The organism is Paraburkholderia bannensis NBRC 103871 (assembly GCF_000685015.1).
GTDB classification, from domain to species: Bacteria; Pseudomonadota; Gammaproteobacteria; order Burkholderiales; family Burkholderiaceae; genus Paraburkholderia; species Paraburkholderia bannensis.
The window spans coordinates 368951-389269 of sequence record NZ_BAYA01000001.1 but is presented as its reverse complement, the minus strand read 5'-3'; the positions used below and the strand labels follow the sequence as shown (position 1 = coordinate 389269).

Annotated in this window: 21 protein-coding genes; 17 read left to right on the top strand and 4 right to left on the bottom strand. The window is 64.3% G+C overall.

Annotated features, from left to right (window positions below; translation table 11 throughout):
- Positions 1 to 35: 35 nt before the first annotated feature.
- The 5 genes from BBA01S_RS01745 to ftsB all read left to right on the top strand — a co-directional run bounded on the left by BBA01S_RS01745 (position 36) and on the right by ftsB (position 5775).
- A complete protein-coding gene (locus tag BBA01S_RS01745; RefSeq protein ID WP_027814926.1) occupies positions 36 to 839 on the top strand; it encodes an alpha/beta fold hydrolase in 804 nt (267 codons plus the stop codon).
- A 186-nt stretch (positions 840 to 1025) separates the two neighbouring features.
- Entirely contained in the window at positions 1026 to 2687 is a 1662-nt protein-coding gene (locus tag BBA01S_RS01740; protein ID WP_027814925.1) for a CTP synthase, read from the top strand.
- Entirely contained in the window at positions 2684 to 3538 is an 855-nt protein-coding gene (kdsA, locus tag BBA01S_RS01735; protein ID WP_027814924.1) for a 3-deoxy-8-phosphooctulonate synthase, read from the top strand. The genes BBA01S_RS01740 and kdsA overlap by 4 nt, the downstream gene beginning before the upstream one ends.
- A 428-nt stretch (positions 3539 to 3966) precedes the next feature.
- Complete coding sequence (eno, locus tag BBA01S_RS01730) at positions 3967 to 5250, top strand: phosphopyruvate hydratase (RefSeq protein ID WP_027814923.1); 1284 nt, start codon at positions 3967 to 3969, stop codon at positions 5248 to 5250.
- 105 nt (positions 5251 to 5355) lie between these two features.
- Positions 5356 to 5775: a cell division protein FtsB gene (ftsB, locus tag BBA01S_RS01725; RefSeq protein WP_027814922.1), complete on the top strand. Its 420-nt coding sequence runs from the start codon at positions 5356 to 5358 to the stop codon at positions 5773 to 5775.
- A 97-nt stretch (positions 5776 to 5872) separates the two neighbouring features.
- Here the strand turns inward: ftsB and BBA01S_RS39675 are convergent, their stop codons facing one another.
- From BBA01S_RS39675 to BBA01S_RS01710, 3 genes are all read right to left on the bottom strand, one after another.
- Positions 5873 to 6208 carry a hypothetical protein gene (locus tag BBA01S_RS39675; protein WP_042295725.1) on the bottom strand — a complete coding sequence of 112 codons (336 nt, stop codon included), beginning with the start codon at positions 6206 to 6208 and terminating at the stop codon, positions 5873 to 5875.
- A gap of 179 nt (positions 6209 to 6387) precedes the next feature.
- Complete coding sequence (gene hslO / locus BBA01S_RS01715) at positions 6388 to 7350, bottom strand: Hsp33 family molecular chaperone HslO (RefSeq protein ID WP_027814921.1); 963 nt, start codon at positions 7348 to 7350, stop codon at positions 6388 to 6390.
- A gap of 76 nt (positions 7351 to 7426) precedes the next feature.
- Positions 7427 to 7951, bottom strand: coding sequence for a gamma carbonic anhydrase family protein (locus BBA01S_RS01710; protein WP_027814920.1), 525 nt, complete (start codon positions 7949 to 7951; stop codon positions 7427 to 7429).
- Between the two features lie 181 nt (positions 7952 to 8132).
- On the opposite strand from BBA01S_RS01710, the gene BBA01S_RS01705 reads away from it, so the two are divergent.
- From BBA01S_RS01705 to BBA01S_RS01660, 10 genes are all read left to right on the top strand, one after another.
- A complete protein-coding gene (locus tag BBA01S_RS01705; RefSeq protein ID WP_042295598.1) occupies positions 8133 to 9008 on the top strand; it encodes a ferritin-like domain-containing protein in 876 nt (291 codons plus the stop codon).
- Positions 9009 to 9077: 69 nt separating this feature from the next.
- Positions 9078 to 9977, top strand: a complete 900-nt coding sequence (locus BBA01S_RS01700; RefSeq protein ID WP_027814918.1) for an alpha/beta fold hydrolase — start codon at positions 9078 to 9080, stop codon at positions 9975 to 9977.
- A gap of 106 nt (positions 9978 to 10083) precedes the next feature.
- Positions 10084 to 10914 carry a 3',5'-nucleoside bisphosphate phosphatase gene (locus tag BBA01S_RS01695; protein ID WP_027814917.1) on the top strand — a complete coding sequence of 277 codons (831 nt, stop codon included), beginning with the start codon at positions 10084 to 10086 and terminating at the stop codon, positions 10912 to 10914.
- Positions 10915 to 11093: 179 nt separating this feature from the next.
- A complete protein-coding gene (locus BBA01S_RS01690) occupies positions 11094 to 11729 on the top strand; it encodes an L-threonylcarbamoyladenylate synthase (protein ID WP_027814916.1) in 636 nt (211 codons plus the stop codon).
- Between the two features lie 84 nt (positions 11730 to 11813).
- Positions 11814 to 12482, top strand: a complete 669-nt coding sequence (locus tag BBA01S_RS01685; RefSeq protein WP_027814915.1) for a site-2 protease family protein — start codon at positions 11814 to 11816, stop codon at positions 12480 to 12482.
- A gap of 4 nt (positions 12483 to 12486) precedes the next feature.
- Positions 12487 to 13689 carry a tryptophan--tRNA ligase gene (locus BBA01S_RS01680; RefSeq protein ID WP_027814914.1) on the top strand — a complete coding sequence of 401 codons (1203 nt, stop codon included), beginning with the start codon at positions 12487 to 12489 and terminating at the stop codon, positions 13687 to 13689.
- Between the two features lie 3 nt (positions 13690 to 13692).
- Entirely contained in the window at positions 13693 to 14361 is a 669-nt protein-coding gene (locus BBA01S_RS39670; protein ID WP_156965815.1) for a class I SAM-dependent methyltransferase, read from the top strand.
- Between the two features lie 44 nt (positions 14362 to 14405).
- Complete coding sequence (gene dapA, locus BBA01S_RS01670; protein WP_027814913.1) at positions 14406 to 15311, top strand: 4-hydroxy-tetrahydrodipicolinate synthase; 906 nt, start codon at positions 14406 to 14408, stop codon at positions 15309 to 15311.
- A gap of 96 nt (positions 15312 to 15407) precedes the next feature.
- Complete coding sequence (bamC, locus tag BBA01S_RS01665) at positions 15408 to 16562, top strand: outer membrane protein assembly factor BamC (RefSeq protein WP_027814912.1); 1155 nt, start codon at positions 15408 to 15410, stop codon at positions 16560 to 16562.
- Positions 16563 to 16569: 7 nt separating this feature from the next.
- The gene (locus BBA01S_RS01660; RefSeq protein ID WP_027814911.1) at positions 16570 to 17346 is read left to right on the top strand and encodes an MBL fold metallo-hydrolase; all 777 of its coding nucleotides are present in this window, start codon (positions 16570 to 16572) and stop codon (positions 17344 to 17346) included.
- A gap of 112 nt (positions 17347 to 17458) precedes the next feature.
- On the opposite strand, the gene BBA01S_RS01655 is transcribed toward BBA01S_RS01660, so the two are convergent.
- Entirely contained in the window at positions 17459 to 18157 is a 699-nt protein-coding gene (locus BBA01S_RS01655) for a Bax inhibitor-1/YccA family protein (protein WP_027814910.1), read from the bottom strand.
- A gap of 294 nt (positions 18158 to 18451) precedes the next feature.
- On the opposite strand from BBA01S_RS01655, the gene ndk reads away from it, so the two are divergent.
- A complete protein-coding gene (ndk, locus tag BBA01S_RS01650; protein ID WP_027814909.1) occupies positions 18452 to 18877 on the top strand; it encodes a nucleoside-diphosphate kinase in 426 nt (141 codons plus the stop codon).
- 132 nt (positions 18878 to 19009) lie between these two features.
- On the top strand, positions 19010 to 20170 hold the full coding sequence (gene rlmN, locus BBA01S_RS01645) for a 23S rRNA (adenine(2503)-C(2))-methyltransferase RlmN (protein ID WP_027814908.1): 1161 nt from the start codon (positions 19010 to 19012) through the stop codon (positions 20168 to 20170).
- Positions 20171 to 20319: the final 149 nt, after the last annotated feature.

The following is a 20319-nucleotide window of genomic DNA, read 5'->3' as shown; positions in this document are numbered from 1 at the left end:
CCGCACCCGCCATCTGGAACGGAGACAACACGACATTGAAGAACGTCATCCACTTTTCTCACGCGAACGGCTTTCCGGCTTCGACCTACGGCACGCTTTTCGCCGAACTCGGCGATACCTACGAGTTGCGCTACATCGAGCGCATCGGTCACGACACGCGCTTTCCGGTCACGCGCGACTGGCCGCACCTCGTCGACCAACTGCTGGAGGACATCGGCCGCCGCTATGAAGAACCGGTCTGGCTGGTCGGCCATTCGCTCGGCGGCTATTTGTCGCTGATGGCGGCGCTAAGGAAGCCGCAGTGGGTGAGGGGCGTGGTGATGCTCGACTCGCCTGTGATCGCGGGCTGGCGCAGCAGCATGCTCAAGGTCTCGCAATGGACGGGGCTGGACGAGCGCCTGTCGCCCGCCGCGGCCACGCGCACGCGACGCACGCAATGGGCGAGCCGCGATGAGGCGTGGCGTCACTTCCACTCGAAGCCGGCGTTCGCGCGGTGGGACGAGCGCGTGTTGTCCGACTACATCGATCACGGTATTCCTCAGACGTCAGCCGACGGCACACGCACGCTCGCCTTCGACCGCCGCACCGAATATCTGATCTACCGCACCTTGCCTCACACGTTCGGCACGCGTCTCGCGCACGGCTCGCCGGTGCCGATCAGCTTTATCGCCGGGACGAAATCGAAGGAGATACGCCAGGTCGGCATTGCGGCGACGCAGCGTCTCGCAGGCGAGCGCCTCGAATGGATCGAAGGCAGTCATCTGTATCCAATGGAGCGGCCCATCGAGACCGCCCGCGCCGTGCAGCGCATGCTCTACGCGATGGAGAACGGCGGCTGAAAATCGGCCAGCACGCGCGCCCGATCAAAGGGATCGATCGGCTGCCAGGCAGGAGGTGCGGACGTTCGCGCGGGGATGTCGTGTGTGCAGAGCGGGGGCGCACGCGTTTGTGCAAAGCGCTCAAGCAAAATTCAGGGTTAGCCCTTGCTTTACGGTATAATCCGTTTTTCCCGCGAGCATCCAGCGATGACCAAATATGTTTTCGTCACCGGCGGCGTAGTTTCTTCCCTTGGCAAGGGTATTGCCGCCGCCTCCCTCGCCGCGATCCTCGAATCGCGCGGTCTGAAAGTCACCCTCCTCAAGCTCGACCCTTACATCAACGTCGACCCCGGCACGATGAGCCCGTTCCAGCACGGCGAAGTGTTCGTGACGGAAGACGGAGCGGAGACTGACCTCGACCTCGGCCACTATGAGCGCTTCATCACCACGAAGATGCGCAAGGCCAACAACTTCACCACGGGCCAGATTTACGAATCGGTGATCCGCAAGGAACGCCGCGGCGACTATCTCGGCAAGACGGTGCAGGTCATCCCGCACATCACCAACGAAATCCAGGCGTTCGTCGAACGCGGCGCGGCTTCCGCGACGTGCGGCGAGCCGGATGTGGCTATCGTCGAAGTCGGCGGCACGGTGGGCGACATCGAGTCGCTGCCGTTCCTCGAAGCCGCTCGTCAGATGAGCCTGCGTCTCGGTCGCAACAGCTGCTGCTTCGTGCACCTGACGCTCGTGCCGTTCATCGCGACGGCGGGCGAGCTGAAGACCAAGCCCACGCAGCACAGCGTGCAGAAGCTGCGCGAAATCGGCATCTATCCGAACGTGCTGCTGTGCCGCGCCGACCGCCGCATTCCGGACGACGAGCGCGCGAAGATCTCGATGTTCTCGAACGTGCCGGAAGACTCGGTGATTTCGGTGTGGGACGCCGACAGCATCTACAAGATTCCGCAGATGCTGCACGACCAGGGTCTCGATTCGATCGTTTGCGACGAACTGAAGCTCTCCGCCAAGCCCGCCGATCTGTCGATCTGGTCGGAAATGGTCGAGAAGCTCGAACACCCGCAGCACGAAGTCACGATCGGTATGGTCGGCAAGTACGTCGACCTGACCGAGTCGTACAAGTCGCTCATCGAAGCGCTGCGCCATGCGTCGATCAAGACGTCGGCCAAGGTCAACATCGAGTACATCGACTCGGAGCAGATCGACGAGCAGGGCGTGGACAGCCTCAAGCACCTGGACGCGATCCTCGTGCCGGGCGGTTTCGGCCGTCGCGGCACCGAAGGCAAGATCAAGGCGATCCAGTACGCCCGTGAAGCGAAGGTGCCGTACCTCGGCATCTGCCTCGGCATGCAGCTCGCCGTGATCGAATTCGCCCGTGACGTCGTGGGCCTGAAGCACGCGAACAGCACGGAATTCGATCCGGATACGCCCGACCGCGTCGTTGCGCTCATCACCGAATGGGCCGACCGCGAAGGCAAGGTCGAAAAGCGCAGCGAAGATTCGGATCTGGGCGGCACGATGCGCCTCGGTTCGCAGCGTTGCCCGATCAAGCCCGGCACGCTCGCAGCGGAAATCTATGGCAAGGACGTGAACGAACGTCACCGTCACCGTTATGAAGTCAATAACGGCTACGTGCCCAAGCTCGAAGCTGGCGGCCTTATCATCAGCGCCCGTACCCCGAGCGAAGATTTGCCGGAAATGATGGAGCTGCCGCGCGAGATGCACCCGTGGTTCGTCGGCGTCCAGTTCCACCCGGAATTCACGTCTACGCCGCGCGACGGCCATCCGCTGTTCAAGGCCTATGTCGAAGCGGCAGTCGCGCACAAGCTGGCGCGCGCTGAGGAGAAAGCATGAATCTGTGCGGTTTCGAGGTTGGTCTCGACAAGCCGTTCTTCCTGATCGCGGGCACCTGTGTCGTCGAATCTGAACAGATGACGATCGACACGGCTGGCCGCCTGAAGGAAATCACCGCGAAGCTCGGCATCCCGTTCATCTACAAGTCGTCGTTCGACAAGGCCAATCGTTCGAGCGGCAAGTCGTTCCGGGGCCTGGGGATGGACGAGGGCCTGCGCATCCTCTCCGAAGTGAAGCGTCAGCTCGGCCTGCCCGTGCTCACGGACGTGCACACGGAAGAGGAAGTGGGGCCGGTGGCCTCGGTCGTGGACGTCCTCCAGACGCCTGCGTTCCTGTGCCGCCAGACCGATTTCATCCACGCTTGCGCCCGCTCGGGCAAGCCGGTGAACATCAAGAAAGGTCAGTTCCTCGCACCGCACGACATGAAGAACGTGATCGACAAGGCGCGCGACGCGGCGCGTGAAGCGGGTCTGTCCGAAGACCGTTTCATGGCTTGCGAACGCGGTGTCTCGTTCGGTTACAACAACCTCGTTTCGGATATGCGCTCGCTCGCGATCATGCGCGAGACGGCAGCGCCGGTCGTGATGGACGTCACGCACTCGGTGCAGTTGCCGGGCGGTCAAGGTACGAGCTCGGGCGGCCAGCGCGAATTCGTGCCGGTGCTCGCGCGCGCGGCCGTGGCCACGGGCGTGGCGGGTCTCTTCATGGAGACTCACCCGAACCCCGCGCAGGCGAAGTCCGACGGCCCGAACGCCGTGCCGCTGAACCGCATGGCCGACCTGCTCGAAACGCTCGTGACGCTCGACCAGGCGGTCAAGCGCACGCCGTTCCTCGAGAACGACTTCAACTGACCGGTTGAACAGCACGGGTTGAACAGTTTCACGCAGTAAGGCACCGGCGCGCTTCACGCGCGTCGCGTGTTGTGTCGTATAGCTTGACCGCGAGATTCGATCGCGGAGTTCTATAGCATCACGCGCCGCTTCGATTGCATGAGCGGCGCGATGGAGGAGCCGCAGCGCGCGACCCGCCGGTGCAGCAGGTGTCATGAAGCGATGCCATGCTGCACAGGACGGCCAGCGCGCCGCGCCAGATGTACAAGGCAGCGTGGCGGCGCAGCGGTTACGGTAGTGCGTAACCCTCGCGCCGCAACAAGTTGAACCCGACGACCACGCCGCCTGTCCCAGTGACGGTGTGTCCCGCGCAAGCGCAAGCTGCGCTGCGCCGGACGATGCACAAGGCGTGTGTCTCGCAAGAATTACTGTCATTTCCTGAGGAAACCATGAGTGCAATCGTAGATATCATCGGTCGCGAGATTCTGGATTCGCGCGGCAATCCCACCGTCGAATGCGACGTGCTGCTCGAATCGGGCACGATGGGCCGCGCGGCAGTGCCGTCGGGCGCATCCACCGGCTCGCGTGAAGCGATCGAACTGCGCGACGGCGAAGCCGGCCGCTACAACGGCAAGGGCGTGCTGAAGGCTGTCGAGCACATCAACACCGAAATCTCCGAGGCAATCATGGGCCTCGACGCGTCGGAACAAGCCTTCCTCGACAAGACCCTGCTCGAACTCGACGGCACCGACAACAAGTCGCGTCTCGGCGCGAACGCGATGCTGGCTGTCTCGATGGCCGTTGCGAAGGCTGCTGCTGAAGAGGCCGGCCTGCCGCTGTACCGCTACTTCGGCGGTTCGGGCGCGATGCAACTGCCGGTGCCGATGATGAACATCGTCAACGGCGGCGCACACGCGAACAACAGCCTGGACATCCAGGAATTCATGATCGTGCCGGTGAGCCAGCCGACGTTCCGCGAAGCGCTGCGTTGCGGCGCGGAAATCTTCCACGCGCTCAAGAAGATCCTCTCGGATCGCGGCATGAGCACGGCCGTGGGCGACGAAGGCGGTTTCGCACCGAACTTCGGCAGCAACGACGAGTGCCTCTCGACGATCCTGCAAGCGATCGAAAAGGCAGGCTATCGCGCCGGTGAAGACGTGCTGCTCGCACTCGACTGCGCAGCCAGCGAGTTCTACCACGACGGCAAGTACCAGCTGGCGGGCGAAGGCCTGCAACTGTCGTCGGCTGAATTCGCCGACTACCTCGCAACGCTCGCCGACAAGTTCCCGATCGTCTCGATCGAAGACGGCATGCACGAGTCCGACTGGGCAGGCTGGAAGCTGCTGACCGAAAAGCTCGGCAAGAAGGTTCAGCTCGTGGGCGACGACCTGTTCGTCACCAACACGCGCATCCTGAAGGAAGGCATCGAGAAGGGCATCGCCAACTCGATCCTCATCAAGATCAACCAGATCGGCACGCTGACGGAAACCTTCGCCGCCATCGAAATGGCCAAGCGCGCTGGCTACACGGCTGTCATTTCGCACCGCTCGGGCGAAACCGAAGATTCGACCATCGCGGACATCGCCGTCGGCCTGAACGCCGGTCAGATCAAGACCGGTTCGCTCTCGCGCAGCGACCGTATCTCGAAGTACAACCAGCTGCTGCGCATCGAGGAAGACCTCGGCGATATCGCCAGCTACCCGGGCAAGTCGGCGTTCTATAACCTGCGTTAAGCGGAACTGAACCCCGGCAGCGGCCTTGCTGTCCCACTTCGCAATCCCTTCCGCCGCCCTGCGTCAAGCGCAGGGCGGCGTGTATTTATCCGGCTCTAGTTACTCATGCGGCTCGTCACTGTCGTCCTGATCATCCTGCTTGTGCTGATCCAGTATCCGCTCTGGTGGGGCCATGGCGGCTGGCTGCGCGTGCACGAGCTGCAAGGCGAGCTTGCCCAGCAGCAAAAGCAGAACGATGACGAGAAACTGCGCAACGAACGCATCGCGGGCGAAGTGCAGGATCTGCAGAACGGCACGGCGGCGGTCGAAGAGCGCGCCCGCTATGAGATGGGCATGGTGAAGGACGGCGAGGTGTTCGTGCAGTTCGTTTCGCCGAACCAGCCCTTGCCCGCGACGCCCGCCGGCTCATCGAATACCTCGACTCGCGGCGAGATGTCCACGCCGGTGAAGGTCGTGCCGAACCCGGTGTCGCGCGTGCCTGAAAAACGGCACGGGCATGGCAAGGAAGCGAAGAAGGCGGGTTAAGCCTCGTCGTTGCAGAAGCACAAAAAAAGCGCGGCATCCGCAAGGATGTCGCGCTTTTTATTTGCGCTGCGCTCGCCAGAATGCGAGCGACGCGGACTTACCAGCCCCAACCCCAACCGGGATAACCGTAGCCGATCCCGCCACCCCAGCCGCGCCCCCAGCCGCCAGAGGAGTAGCTGCCGTAGACGCTGACGGGCGGCGGCGCATAAGCGCGCGCCCAGGCTTCAGCAGCGGCTTCGGCGGCCATCGCCTGGGCCTGCTCGTTGAGCGCCTGCTGGTCGATCGCGTCGTAACGCTTGAGCTCTTGCGGCGAGAGCGCCGGCGCCGTGGCGGCTACGCCCGATTGATTCGCGGGCAGGCGGCTGTAGATCGGCGACGGGCCGGGTGGATCGAGCGTGCAACCGCTCGTCAGCACGATGCCCGCGCCCAGCATCGCGGCGGCCGCGACGGCAAAGCGCGTGCGGCCGGATCGCCTTGCGGCGGGTCTTTCAGTGAATTCAGCGAATTCGGTGAAATTGGCCCCGAAGTCCTTGTTCATGTCTTTTCCTTCCCCAGTCGGACAAAGCGTCCCATGCTGCCCGGCCACGCGTCTTGAACCGGAGAAGGCCGACTTCAATGACGCTGGTCCGCGGCGGGGGACACACCTTCTGAGAGCCCCGGAGTCGCGAAAAGTTGCGCCACATCGACGGGGTCGAACTCGTAGCGCTGGTTGCAGTAGTCGCAATGGACCTCGACGTGGCCGCGCTCTTCGATCACGCCTTCGGCTTCCTCGCGGCCCAGCATCTTGAGCATCGCGCCCACTTTTTCGCGCGTGCAGCTGCACGAAAAGCGCGTGCCGGTGGGCTCGAAGTGCTGCACGTTCTCCTGCCAGAAGAGACGGCGGAACAGCGTTTCCGGCTCCTGTTCGAGCAGTTCCTCGCGCGACAACGTGCCGCCGAGCGTGCACACGCGCTCCCACGTATCCGCGTCCAGTTCGTGCGGGTGCGGCACGATGCCGCCGTCGCCCGGCAGCTTCTGCAACAGCATGCCTACCGCGCGGTCGTCATTGGCGCCGAGCCACAGACGCGTGTCGAGCTGCTCCGAATGATGCATGTAGTGTTCGAGCACTTCGGCGATCGACGCGAGCGGGCCGTCTTCGCCGTTCATCGGCACGATGCCTTGATACGGCTGCTGGCCGGGCTGCTTGTTGGCCGGATCGAGCGTGATGACGCAGCGGCCCTGGCCGCTGGCGTTGACGAGCTTGTCGAGCGTGAGGTCTTCGGTGAACACGGATGCGTCGTCGGCGGCGATGCCGTCCGACAGGCGCGCGGTCGCGCGCATCGACAGATCCGAGCTGCACTGCACGACCAGCATCCGCACCGGGCCGTCGCCCAGGATCTGCATGATCAGCGTGCCGTCGAACTTCAGGTTGGCCGAGAGCAGGGCGCAAGCCGCCATCATCTCGCCGAGCACCGTGCGCACGGGGGCCGGGTACTGACGGCGCGTGAGCACCTCTTGCCACGTGTTGCGCAGCGAGACGATCTCGCCACGCACCGGCGCGGCGCTGAACATGAATTTTTGCAACTGGTCGTTCACAATCTTTTCCTTCGTTTCGTTCCTGGCGGCGCGGCCCGCGTCGCACAGCGGCAAGGCCTGGATGACCCAGAGGCCTTTAGCCGATGCGCACGAGCTGCGCCTTGAAATACTGCCGGCGCTCGGTGTAGACATCTGCATTGCGCTTGAGGCCGGCGATGTCTGCCTCGGTCAGTTCGCGCACCACTTTTGCGGGCGCACCGAGAATCAGCGAGTTGTCGGGGAATACCTTGCCTTCGGTGACCACCGCGCCCGCACCAACCAGACAGTTGCGGCCGATCACCGCGCCATTCAAGACCACCGCCTGAATCCCGATGAGCGCACCTTCCTTCACCGTGCAGCCGTGCAGCATGGCCTGATGGCCGACCGTCACGTTGGCTTCGAGCGTGAGCGGGTAGCCGGGGTCGGTATGCAGCACCGCGCCTTCCTGGACGTTGCTGCGCGGGCCGACCGAAATCAGCTCGTTGTCGCCACGCAGCGTTGCGCCGAACCAGACGCTCGCGTCCTCGGCGAGTTCGACCTTGCCGACGATGGTGGCGTTGTCCGCCACGAACACGCTTTCGTGAATGGTGGGCGCTGCTTCGCCAAGCTTGTAGATGGCCACGGTGTTGCGTCTCCTGTTTTCTTGCGGTGGCTGCGGCCTGCGCGTCTTGTCCCGATACCGGACAGGGCGCAGGCGGCGCAGTGCGGGTGAATCGCGTATTGTAAACGGTTGCGCCCAATGCTTCCGGGGGCGCAATTTTCCCGCTCGCCCGAGTGTCTTGCCGATTTCTGTCAGTTTTGCGATGAGTTCCGTGTTTTCCGCCGCCGCCGAATCCGCTCAACCCTTGTCGGCCAGCGCCAGTTGGCGCGCCGCCGCGCTCGACGCGCTGCGCGAGCGCGATCCCCTTGCCAAGACGCAGGCCGTTGCCGCGCTGCACGCGCTGACGCTGGAAGCCGCCGCGCATGGCGAAGCGATGTGGGGCGCGGCGCACGCGCTGCAAACGCCCGCCGATCTGCCCGGCCGCCCGGCGCGCCCCGACCTCGTCGAGCCGCGCAGCCTCCAGCGCCGTAGCATGAGCACGCCGCAAGGGCGCGTCGTGCTGCTGCATGCGCTCGCGCACATCGAATTCAACGCGATCAACCTCGCGCTCGACGCCGTCTGGCGCTTCGCGGGCATGCCCGACGCCTTTTACGCCGACTGGCTCAAGGTCGCGGCGGAAGAGGCATACCACTTTTCACTGGTGCGCCAGCGCCTCGGGGACTACGGCCACGATTACGGCGATTTCCCGGCGCATAACGGCCTCTGGGAGATGTGCGAGCGAACCTGCGACGACGTGCTCGCCCGCATGGCGCTGGTGCCGCGCGTGCTGGAGGCGCGTGGGCTGGACGCCTCGCCGCCGATTCGCGCGCGCCTGACGCAGGCCCAGGATCACGAATCGGCCGCGATCCTCGACATCATCCTGCGCGACGAGGTGGGCCATGTGCGCATCGGCAATCACTGGTTCCGCTACCTGTGCGACCAGCGCGGGCTCGATCCGCATGCGGCCTGGCTCGAACTTGCTGCCCGCTATCACGCGCCCAGGATGCGCGGCCCGTTCAACGTCGAAGCGCGACGCTCGGCGGGCTTCGACGAAGCCGAACTCGACGCGCTGATCGCCCAGGACGCCGCCGAAAAATGACAGCGCGCCGGCCCATCTGTCAGACGGTGTCGATATAATCGAACGATCATTCGTTTTTCTGCGAGCGCAATGAACCTCTCCCGATCCGAATTCGTCACCGTCAACGGTATCCGCCTGCACGTGCGCCGCTGGGGCGCTGAGGACGCGCCGGTGCTCTTCATGCTGCACGGCTGGATGGACGTGGCGGCGTCGTTCCAGTTCGTCGTCGACGCGCTGGGCGGCGACTGGCAGGTGATCGCGCCGGACATGCGCGGCTTCGGGCTGTCGGACTGGCCCGCGGCGCAACAGGGCGGCGGCGGCTACTGGTTCCACGATTACGTCGCCGATCTCGACGCACTGCTCGACCATTACGCGCCGCAGGGCGAGGTGAACCTGGTCGGGCATAGCCTTGGCGCGAATGTCGTGTGCTTTTACGCGGGCGTGAGGCCCGAGCGCGTGCGGCGCGTGGTCGATCTGGAAGGCTTCGGCTTGCCCGCGGCGGTGCCTGCGCAGGCGCCGGGGCGGGTGCGCGACTGGCTCGACGAGATGCGCAAGCCGCCGCAACTGCGCCCCTACGCGACGCTCGCGGACGTGGCGGCACGCCTGACCAAAACCAATCCGCGCCTGCTGCCCGCGCGGGCGCGCTTCCTCGCTCAGCACTGGTCGAAACCGGTAACGGGCGAGAAAGGCGAGGGCGGCTACATGCTGCTCGGCGATCCCGCGCACAAGATGGTCAATCCGGTGCTCTACCGGCTCGAAGAAATCATGGCCGTCTGGGCCTGCGTGAGCGCAAAGGTGCTGCACGTTGAAGCGACGAATTCCGAGACGCTTGCGCGCATTGCGGGCAAGGTGCCCATCGACGTGTTCAAGAAGCGCTTCGAGGCCTTCCCCGACTGGCGTGAGCGCTTGATCGAGGACGCCGGACACATGGTTCACCACGATCAGCCCGAGGCCGTGGCGCGGCTGATCGAGGCCTTCTGCGCAGGCTAAAACCCGCCAAAACGTACGCAAAAACGCGAAGCAGCCTGGTCAGGGCGTGCCGGGACGGCTTCGCCGCATTGCAGTAAAATGGCTGCTTACTCCCATGACGCCCGCAATGAACGCCGATCTCCACTGTCACTCCACTGTCTCCGACGGCCAGATGGCCCCGGCTGCCGTCGCGCAGCTGGCAAAGGCGGGCGGCGTGGGGCTGTGGGCGCTCACCGATCACGACGAACTCGGCGGCCAGCGCGAAGCGCGCGAGGCGGCTGAAGCGCTCGGCATGCGTTACCTGAGCGGTGTCGAAATTTCCGTCACGTGGGCGTCGCGCACGGTGCATATCGTCGGCCTGCATGTCGATCCGGAGTGCCCGGCGCTGGTCGACGGCCTCGCGCGTACGCGCAACGGCCGCGCCGCACGCGCGGAGGCGATCGGCGAAAAGCTCGAAACGCTCGGCATTCCCGATGCCTACCAGGGCGCGCTGCGCTATGTCTCGAATCCCGATCTGATTTCGCGCACGCACTTCGCGCGCTTTCTGGTGGAGTCAGGCCGTGCGCGCGACATGCAGGACGCCTTCACGCGCTGGCTAGGCGATGGCAAGGCGGGCTACGTGTCGCACCGCTGGGCCAAACTCGCCGATGCGCTGAGCTGGATCAAGGCCGCCGGCGGCGAAGCGGTGGTCGCGCATCCGGGACGTTACAGCTACACGCAGCTCGAACTCGACGCTTTCTTCGGCGAGTTCATCGACCTGGGCGGCAAGGCCATCGAAGTCGTCACCGGCAGCCATACGCCCGACCAGTACGGCGAGTATGCTGCGGTGGCGCGCCGCTTCGGCTTCGAGGCGTCGCGCGGCTCGGATTTCCACGCCAAAGGCCCGGATTCGATCGAGCCGGGTACGCTGCCGCCGCTGCCGTCCGATCTCAAGCCTGTCTGGGAGCGATGGCTGTAGGCTGTGCCTGAGGCGCGGCCCAGCGCTGTTGTGCTTAGCCTTGTGCCTGGCCTTATGCCTGGCTTTGCCCCCGAGCCTCACTTTCAAACCGCTGTAACACGCGCCATGCCGCCGCCGCGCGGCGTGACGCGTCCGGTTCGCTTTCCAATTCGCTTCGCCTTCGTCAGCTGATTACTGCCATGTCACAGTTTTTTCGGCTTCACCCAGAGAATCCTCAGCCGCGCCTCGTCAAGCAGGCCGTGCAGATTATTCGCGACGGCGGCGTGATCGCGCTGCCGACCGATTCGAGCTACGCGCTGGCCGCGCGCATCGACGACAAGCAGGCCGCCGAGCGCCTGCGCCGCATCCGTCATCTCGACGAAAAGGCGCTGCTGTCGCTGATGGTGCGCGATCTGTCAGAACTCGCGAACTTTGCCATGGTGGACAACCGCCAGTACCGCTTGATCAAGTCGGTGACGCCGGGGCCGTACGTATTCGTGCTTGAGGCGACGAAGGAAGTGCCGCGTCGTCTGTCGCATCCGTCGCGCAAGACTATCGGGCTGCGCGTGCCGGGGCATCCGATTCCGCTGGCGATCCTGGAAGAACTGGGCGAGCCGCTGCTCGCCTCGACGCTGATCCTGCCGCCCGACACCGAGCCGCTCAACGATCCGGAAGAAATTCGCGATCGGCTGGAAAAACAGCTCGATCTCGTGATTGACGGCGGTGCGTGCCCCTGGGAGCCTTCGACGATCGTCGATCTGAGCGGCCCGGAACCGGTACTCGTGCGCGCCGGACGCGGTTCGCTCGCGCCGTTCGGCCTCGAAGAGGAGGCGTGACGCGCGCCACCGTCCTGCTGTTTCGTGCGTGGATAAACGTGCACGAAACAGCGCACCGCTAGCGCATTGTTACAATACGCCGCCATGGAAGAAGCCACGATCATTCAGACGCTCGCCGTCTACGCCTTGCCCGTCATCTTCGCGATCACGTTGCACGAAGCCGCGCACGGCTATGTCGCGCGCCTGCTCGGCGACAACACCGCCTACGTGCTCGGGCGCGTTTCGCTCAATCCGATGCGCCACATCGATCCGGTCGGCACGATCGCCATGCCGCTGATCCTGTATTTCCTCACGAGCGGCGCGTTCGTGTTCGGCTATGCCAAGCCGGTGCCGATTTCGTTCGGCAACCTGCGCAATCCGCGCTGGGGCACACTGTGGGTCGCGGCGGCAGGCCCGGCCTGCAACTTCGTGCAGGCGCTGGCGTGGGGCGTGTTCGGCGTGGCGCTCGCAGTGATGGGCGTCGACGAGCCGTTCTTCACGCGCATGGCCGCTGCCGGCCTGGGCGTGAACCTGGTGCTCGGCGTGCTCAATCTCTTTCCGCTGCCGCCGATGGATGGCGGCCGGGTGCTCGCGGCGCTGCTGCCCACGCGCGCGAGCATTGCGCTCTCGCGCCTCGAGCCCTATGGTTTCATCATCGTGATGGCGCTGCTGGTCTCCGGCGTCTTCACGCGATTCTGGCTGCGCCCGCTCGTGTCGATCGGCTACGACGTGGTGACGGCAGTGCTTAACCCCCTTGTTTCGCTCTTCTCATAACATCATGTTCCCAGACCGTATTTTCTCCGGCATGCGGCCCACCGGGTCGCTGCACCTCGGCCACTATCACGGCGTGCTGAAAAACTGGGTCAAGCTTCAGTCCGAGTACCCGTGCTTCTTCTGCGTGGTCGACTGGCACGCGCTCACGACGCACTACGAGACGCCGGATGTGATCGAGAAAAACGTCTGGGACGTGCTGATCGACTGGCTTGCATCGGGCATCGACCCGAACCAGGCGACGCTGTTCATCCAGAGCCGCGTGCCCGAGCACGCCGAACTCGCGCTCCTGCTCGGCATGAGCACGCCGCTGTCCTGGCTCGAACGCGTGCCGACCTACAAGGAGCAGATCGAAAAGCTGCGCGACAAGGATCTGGGCACCTACGGCTTCCTGGGCTACCCGGTGCTGATGGCCGCCGACATCCTGCTGTACCGCGCGTCGCTCGTGCCGGTCGGCGAAGACCAGGTGCCGCACGTCGAAATGGCGCGCGAAATGGCGCGCCGCTTCAACTACATGTACGGCCGCGAGCCGGGCTTCGAAGAGAAGGCCAACGAAGCCGCGAAGAAGCTGGGCGGCAAGCGCTCGAAGCTCTATCACGAACTGCGCAACGCCTATCAGCAGGAAGGCAACGAGGAAGCGCTCGAACAGGCGCGTGCGATGCTGTCGGAATCGCAGAGCCTGTCGATGAGCGACCGCGAGCGCCTGTTTGGCTACCTCGAAGGTTCGCGCAAGATCATCCTGCCGGAGCCGCAGGTGCTGCTGACCGAAGCCTCGCGCATGCCGGGTCTCGACGGCCAGAAGATGTCGAAGTCGTACGGCAACACGATCGCGCTGCGCGAAGACGCCGCATCGATCGAGAAGAAGGTGCGCACGATGCCGACCGACCCCGCGCGCGTGCGCCGTACCGATCCGGGCGATCCGGACAAGTGCCCGGTGTGGCAACTGCACCAGGTCTACACGGACGCCGAGACGCACGACTGGGTGGAGAAGGGCTGCCGTTCGGCGGGAATCGGCTGCCTGGAGTGCAAGCAGCCGGTGATCGAAGGCATTCTTCGCGAGCAGCAGCCGATGCTCGAACGCGCGCAGAAGTACATGGATGATCCGTCGCTGCTGCGCGCCATCGTCGCCGACGGTTGCGACCGCGCCCGCAAGTACGCCACGGAAACGATGCGCGACGTGCGCGATGCGATGGGCCTCTCGTACAACTAAGGCATGACGATGCAGGCCACGCACGCGATGCATGGAGTGGGTGAGCCGTCGGCCTGGGTGCGCCAGTGGGCGCACCTGATCGCGCCGGGCGGCACGGTGCTCGACCTCGCTTCGGGCGCGGGCCGTCACGCGCGCTGGCTGGCGCAGCAGGGGCATCCGGTCGCAGCACTCGACCGCGACCCCGCCGCGCTTGCCACGATGGAAGGCGTGCCCGGCATCGGCACGTTAGAGTGCGACCTCGAAGGCGCGCCCTGGCCGCTGCCCGACGATGCGCGCTTCGCCGCTATCGTTGTCACCAATTACCTGCATCGTCCGTTGATGGCGCGCCTGCTCGACGCTTTGGCGCCGGGCGGCGTACTTATTTACGAAACCTTCGCGCAAGGCAACGAGACGGTGGGCAAGCCGTCGAACCCCGCGTTCCTGCTGGCGCCGGGCGAGTTGCTGGCGCTCTGCGCGCCCGCATTGCGCGTGATTGCGTATCAAGACGGATTTATCCTGCACCCGCGCGAAGCGTTCGTGCAGCGCATCTGCGCGGTGCGCGAAAACCGCCCGCAGACGCGAAACCCGGCTTCCCAGCCGGCGTCGGCAGGGTCGGATGCAGTATCAGAAATACCCGGTCATACACAGACGACTCAGGTACTACCCGTATCGCGTTACGTTCTGACCGCCTAATCCGCTACAATCGCGGTTTAACGTACTCATTTCTTTGACGTTTCATGGCTAACGGCACTCAGGACGGCATCAAGCTTGGCGGCAGCATTCCCGCGATCGTCACCCCCATGCACGAAGACGGCAGTCTCGACCTGCCGGCGTTCCGCAAACTGATCGACTGGCACGTCGAAGAGGGGACGGATGCCCTCGTCGTGGTGGGCACGAGCGGTGAATCCGCTACGCTGGACGTCGAAGAACACATCCTGATGGTCAGGACGGCCGTCGAGCACGCCGCAGGTCGCATGCCGATCATCGCGGGCGCGGGCGGCAACTCGACCGCCGAGGCCATCGAACTGACGAAGCACGCGAAGGAAGTCGGCGCGCAGGCTTCGCTTCAGGTGGTGCCGTACTACAACAAGCCCACGCAAGAGGGCCAGTACCTGCACTTCTCGAAGATCGCCGAAGCTGTCGATCTGCCGGTGATCCTGTACAACGTGCCGGGCCGCACCGTCGCCGATATGACGAACGAGACGATCCTGCGTCTGGCGCAGGTGCCGGGCATCGTCGGCGTGAAGGAAGCGACGGGCAATATCGACCGCGCCGCGCACCTCATCAAGTACGCGCCGGAAGGTTTCAAGATCTTCAGCGGCGACGATCCCACCGCGATCGCGCTGATGCTGCTGGGCGGCCACGGCAATATTTCGGTGACCGCAAACGTCGCGCCGCGTCAGATGAGCGACCTCTGCAAGGCTGCTATCGCTGGCGACGTAAAGACCGCGCGTGAGATTCACCTGAATCTCCTGTCGCTGCACAAGAACCTGTTCATCGAATCGAACCCGATTCCGGTGAAGTGGGCGCTGCAGGAACTCGGCCGCATCGAGGGCGGTATCCGCCTGCCGCTTACGCCGCTCGACGCGCGTTACCACGACGTGGTGCGCGCAGCGCTGCGCGAGGCCGGCCTGATCGGCTAAGCCGACGCGCCGCATTTTCAATCGACGTCGCATTGCCCGGCCGCCGACAGACTTCGGCGGATCCTGGCTCAGCGTTCCCGTATTACGAAGGTCCACATGAAACGTTCCGCTCTTTCCCTCCACGCAACCCGCATGGCGGTGCTGGCGCTCGCAATCGGAGCAATCGGCTCGCTCGCAGGCTGCGAGTCGCTGAACGACATGTTCGCGTCGGATCGCGTCAACTACAAGGACACGCCGAGCGCGCCGCCGCTGGCTGTGCCGCAGGATCTGTCTTCGGCGCCGAACGGCCAGAAGTACGTCGCGCCGGCGCCCACGCTGACGCTGGGCGGCAGCGCGCAGCGCACCGTCACCAAGGCGGGCAATGCCACGCTGGGCGTGCCGGACGCGCAAGACCCGCTTGGCATGCACGTCGAGCGTGACGGCGATCACCGCTGGCTCGTGATCGACGGCCGCACGCCGGACGACGTCTGGCCGCAGCTGCAGGAGTTCTGGTCGGAAAGCGGCTTCACGCTGACCACCGACTCGGCTGCCACCGGCATCATGACCACGGACTGGGCCGAAAACCGCGCCAATATTCCGGACGACTGGTTCCGCCGCACGATCGGCCGCGTGATCGATTTCGCGTACTCGTCGGGCACGCGTGACCGCTTCCGCACGCTGGTGTCGCGCGGCCCGAACGGCCAGACCGATATCTCCGTCACGCATAGCGCGATGGAAGAAGTGCTGACGGGCACGGACAAGACCGGTTCGAAGTGGGTCGAGCGTCCGCGCGATCCGGCTCTCGAAGCCGCGTTCCTCGCCAAGATCATGCAGAAGTTCGGCCTGACCGATGCGCAGTCGAAGCAACTGCTGACTGATGCACGCCCGTCGTCGGCGACCGCGAAGGTTGCGGCCGGCACGGACGGCACGACGCTCGATCTGCCGGAATCGTTCGACAGCGCCTGGCTGCGTGTGGGCCTCGCGCTCGACCGCACCAACTTCACGGTCGACAACCGCGACCGCTCGAAGGGCATCTACTACGTCCGTTACGCGGACTCGATGCAGGAACTCAAGGGTGACGGCCTGTTCGGCAAGCTGTTCTACAACCCGAAGAAGGACGCAGCAAAGAACCAGGGGCCGGAATTCCTCGTTGCGGTGCGCGCGAAGGGCGATGCGCAAACCCAGGTGGCGGTTCTCGACCAGAACGGCCAGGTGGATACCTCGTCGGACGCGCAGCGCATCGTGACCGCGCTGCACGCCCAGCTGAACTGATCCGGCCGTGCGGTTTGCGAGCCTCGGCAGCGGTAGCGAAGGCAACGCACTGGTAGTAGAAGCAGGCGGCGGCGCGACGCCCACGCGCGTGCTGCTCGACTGCGGTTTTTCCGCGAAGGAAGTGGAGCGGCGGCTCGCGAGAGCGGGCCTCGCCGCCGACACCCTGAGCGCGATCCTCATTACCCACGAACACAGCGACCATATCGGCAGCGCGCTCACGCTGGCGCGCCGCTGGTCGATCCCGCTTTATACGAGCTGGGGCACGGCCCGCGCGGTCGGCGCCGACGAAGCGGCAGGCGTCGAACTCAACGTCCTCTGGGGCGACGAGGCGGTCGAAATCGGCGAGCTTGGCGTGCTGCCCTATACGGTGCCGCACGACGCGCGCGAGCCGTTGCAGTTCGTGTTCAACGACGGTGCGTGCCGGCTTGGCGTGCTGACCGACGTCGGCGAATCGACGCCGCATATCCATTCGGTGCTGAGCGGTTGCGATGCACTGGTGCTCGAATGCAATCACGACCTCGACATGCTGGCGACGAGCCGCTATCCGGCGTCGCTGAAGGCGCGCATCAGCGGGTCGTATGGTCATTTGAACAATGACGCGGCGGGGGAGATTCTCGCGGCGCTCGACCGTTCGAAGCTTCGGCATCTGATTGCGGCGCATCTGAGCCAGCAGAACAACACGCCGGAGCTGGCGCACGCAGCGATGGCGGCCGTGCTCGGAAACGCAGCGACGGAAATTGGCATCGCAACGCAAGCCGAAGGATTCGACTGGCTTACGCTGTAGTCGGGTGTGTTGCTGCGGGTGAAATCACGAAATCGCGGGACGAAAAAAAGCCCATGACGCGCGTCATGGGCTTTTTGTTTGCAGGGTCGATTTGGCTTCGACCCTTAAGACCTTAGTTACGGTTGCCGCCGAAAATCCCGAGGATCGCCAGCAGGTTCGTGAACACGTTGTACAGGTCGAGGTAGATCGCGAGCGTGGCCGAGATGTAGTTGGTCTCGCCGCCGTTCACGACGCGCTGCACGTCGAACAGCATGTACGCCGAGAAAATCACGATCGCCATCACGGACACCGTGAGCATCAGCGCGGGCAGGTGCAGGAAGATGTTCGCGACGCTGGCGAGCAGAATCACGATCACGCCCATGAACAGCCACTTGCCGAGGCCCGAGAAGTCACGCTTGCTGACCGTGGCGATGGTGGCCATCGCAGCGAAAATCACGCCGGTGCCACCGAATGCGAGCATGATGAGCGACGGGCCGTTCGAGAAACCGAGGATGAACGACAGCAGGCGCGAAAGCATCAGGCCCATGAAGAACGTGAAGCCGAGCAGCACGAACACGCCGACCGAGCTGTTCTTGGTGCGTTCGATGGCAAACATGAAGCCGAAGGCGATCGCGAAGAACGCGAGCAGGCTCATGGCGGGGCTGGTGGCAGCGAAAAGCGAGAAGCCCGTGGTGACGCCCACCCACGCGCCGAGAACCGTCGGCACCATCGACAGCGCCAGCAGCCAGTAGGTGTTGCGCAGTACGCGGTTGCGGGTCTCCGCCGAGGTGACGCTGCCGCCGCGGCCGAAGTTGTAGGGATACTCGTTCATGCTTTCTCCTTGCGTGAGACGCGTGGTTAGCGGTGCGCGGCTTTTGCGCATACCGCTCCTCGTAAGATATGCGCGGCGCTCCAGAGTTTCAACGGGTTGCCACACGGTTTGAGCTATCGTGTCAGAGCGTATGCCGGGATTCTTAAATCCCGCTGAAAGCCCCGGCGGCGCGGCTTTTGCGCCTGTTTCGGCTGGTTGTCCGGTCTAACAGGGTTCAATCGCAATCATACATGGGAACATGCTACAATTGCGGATTCATTTGAATCTGTAACCTCTTAATTTTCTGGAGTTTTTATGGCGATCGAACGCACCCTGTCGATTATCAAGCCGGACGCAGTGGCAAAGAACGTGATCGGTCAGATCTACAGCCGCTTCGAAAACGCTGGCCTGAAGATCGTTGCTTCGCGCATGGTTCAACTCTCGCGCGCTGACGCAGAGAAGTTCTACGCTGTTCACGCAGAGCGTCCGTTCTTCAAGGACCTCGTTGAATTCATGATCTCGGGCCCGGTCGTGATCCAGGCTCTGGAAGGCGAAAACGCCATCCTGAAGCACCGCGATCTGATGGGCGCAACGGACCCGAAGAAGGCAGAAAAGGGCACGATCCGCGCTGACTTCGCAGACAGCATCGACGCAAACGCAGTCCACGGTTCGGACGCAGCGGAAACGGCACGCGTTGAAATCGCGTTCTTCTTCCCGGAAGTCAACGTTTACTCGCGTTAATTCACTAACGCGCGGTAAGCGGTAGTTCACAGTAGCATAGGGTCGCGAACGGCGATCTCGCTTGCCGCCCGGTCTCGGGCTCGCCCGGATTGGCGGCAAGCGCGCTCTCGCACTGAAATGGCAGGATTCGACATGACGAGCAGTTCCACCGTCAACCTTCTCGATCTCGACGCCCAAGGGCTCGTCGCTTATTGCGAAAGCCTGGGCGAGAAGCCGTTTCGCGCCAAACAGCTTCAGCGCTGGATCCACCAATACAATGCCGCCGATTTCGACGGCATGACGGATCTGGCCAAATCGCTGCGCGAGAAGCTCAAAGGGCGCGCCACGATCGGCATGCCCGATATCATTTCCGACAACGTTTCCTCCGATGGCACGCGCAAATGGCTCGTGGACGTCGGCAACGGTAACGCGGTCGAAACCGTGTTCATCCCCGAAGAAACGCGTGGCACGCTGTGCGTGTCGTCGCAGGCGGGATGCGCGGTCAATTGCCGGTTCTGTTCGACCGGCAAGCAAGGTTTTTCACGCAATCTCACCACCGCCGAAATCATCGGTCAGCTGCGCATGGCGGAATTCGCCCAGCGCGCGTCGCTGGGCGAGGCGGGCGGTCGCGCCAACGGCGGCGACGGCAAGGGCGAGCGCGTCATCACCAATGTCGTGATGATGGGCATGGGCGAGCCGCTGCTCAATTACGACGCCGTGGTGCCCGCGATGCGCCTGATGCTCGACGACAACGCATACGGCCTGTCGCGCCGCCGCGTCACGCTGTCGACCTCGGGTGTGGTGCCGATGATGGATCGCCTTGGCGCAGACCTGCCGGTGGCGCTTGCTGTCTCGCTGCACGCACCCAATGACGCGCTGCGCGACGAACTGGTGCCGCTGAACCGCAAGTATCCGCTGCGCGAGCTGATGGCCGCGTGCCAGCGTTACCTGAAGGTGGCGCCGCGCGACTTCATCACCTTCGAGTACTGCATGCTCGACGGCGTGAACGACACGGAAGAGCACGCACGCCAGTTGCTCGCCGTTACGCGTGACGTGCCGTGCAAGTTCAACCTGATCCCGTTCAACCCGTTCCCGGAATCGGGCTTGCTGCGCTCGAAGAACGAACAGATCAAGCGTTTTGCGCAGATCCTGATGGATGCGGGCGTCGTGACGACCGTGCGCAAGACGCGCGGCGACGATATCGACGCGGCCTGCGGTCAGCTCGCCGGCGAGGTGAAGGATCGCACGCGTCTGGCCGAGCGTACCCAGCGCGCGGGCCAGAAGGTCATCGAAGTCTGGCCCGTCCAGCATTGAGCGGAAAAGCCGAAGGGCGCTGACCGGTTGGTCGGCACCCGGCCGCAGCGGCTGCGCGGGGGGCAACGCAGCGCTGACGGCAGTTTGACAAGAAACGTTGCAGAAGCGATCGGATGCGGCACAGACGCCGCGCATTTTGTTATAAACGG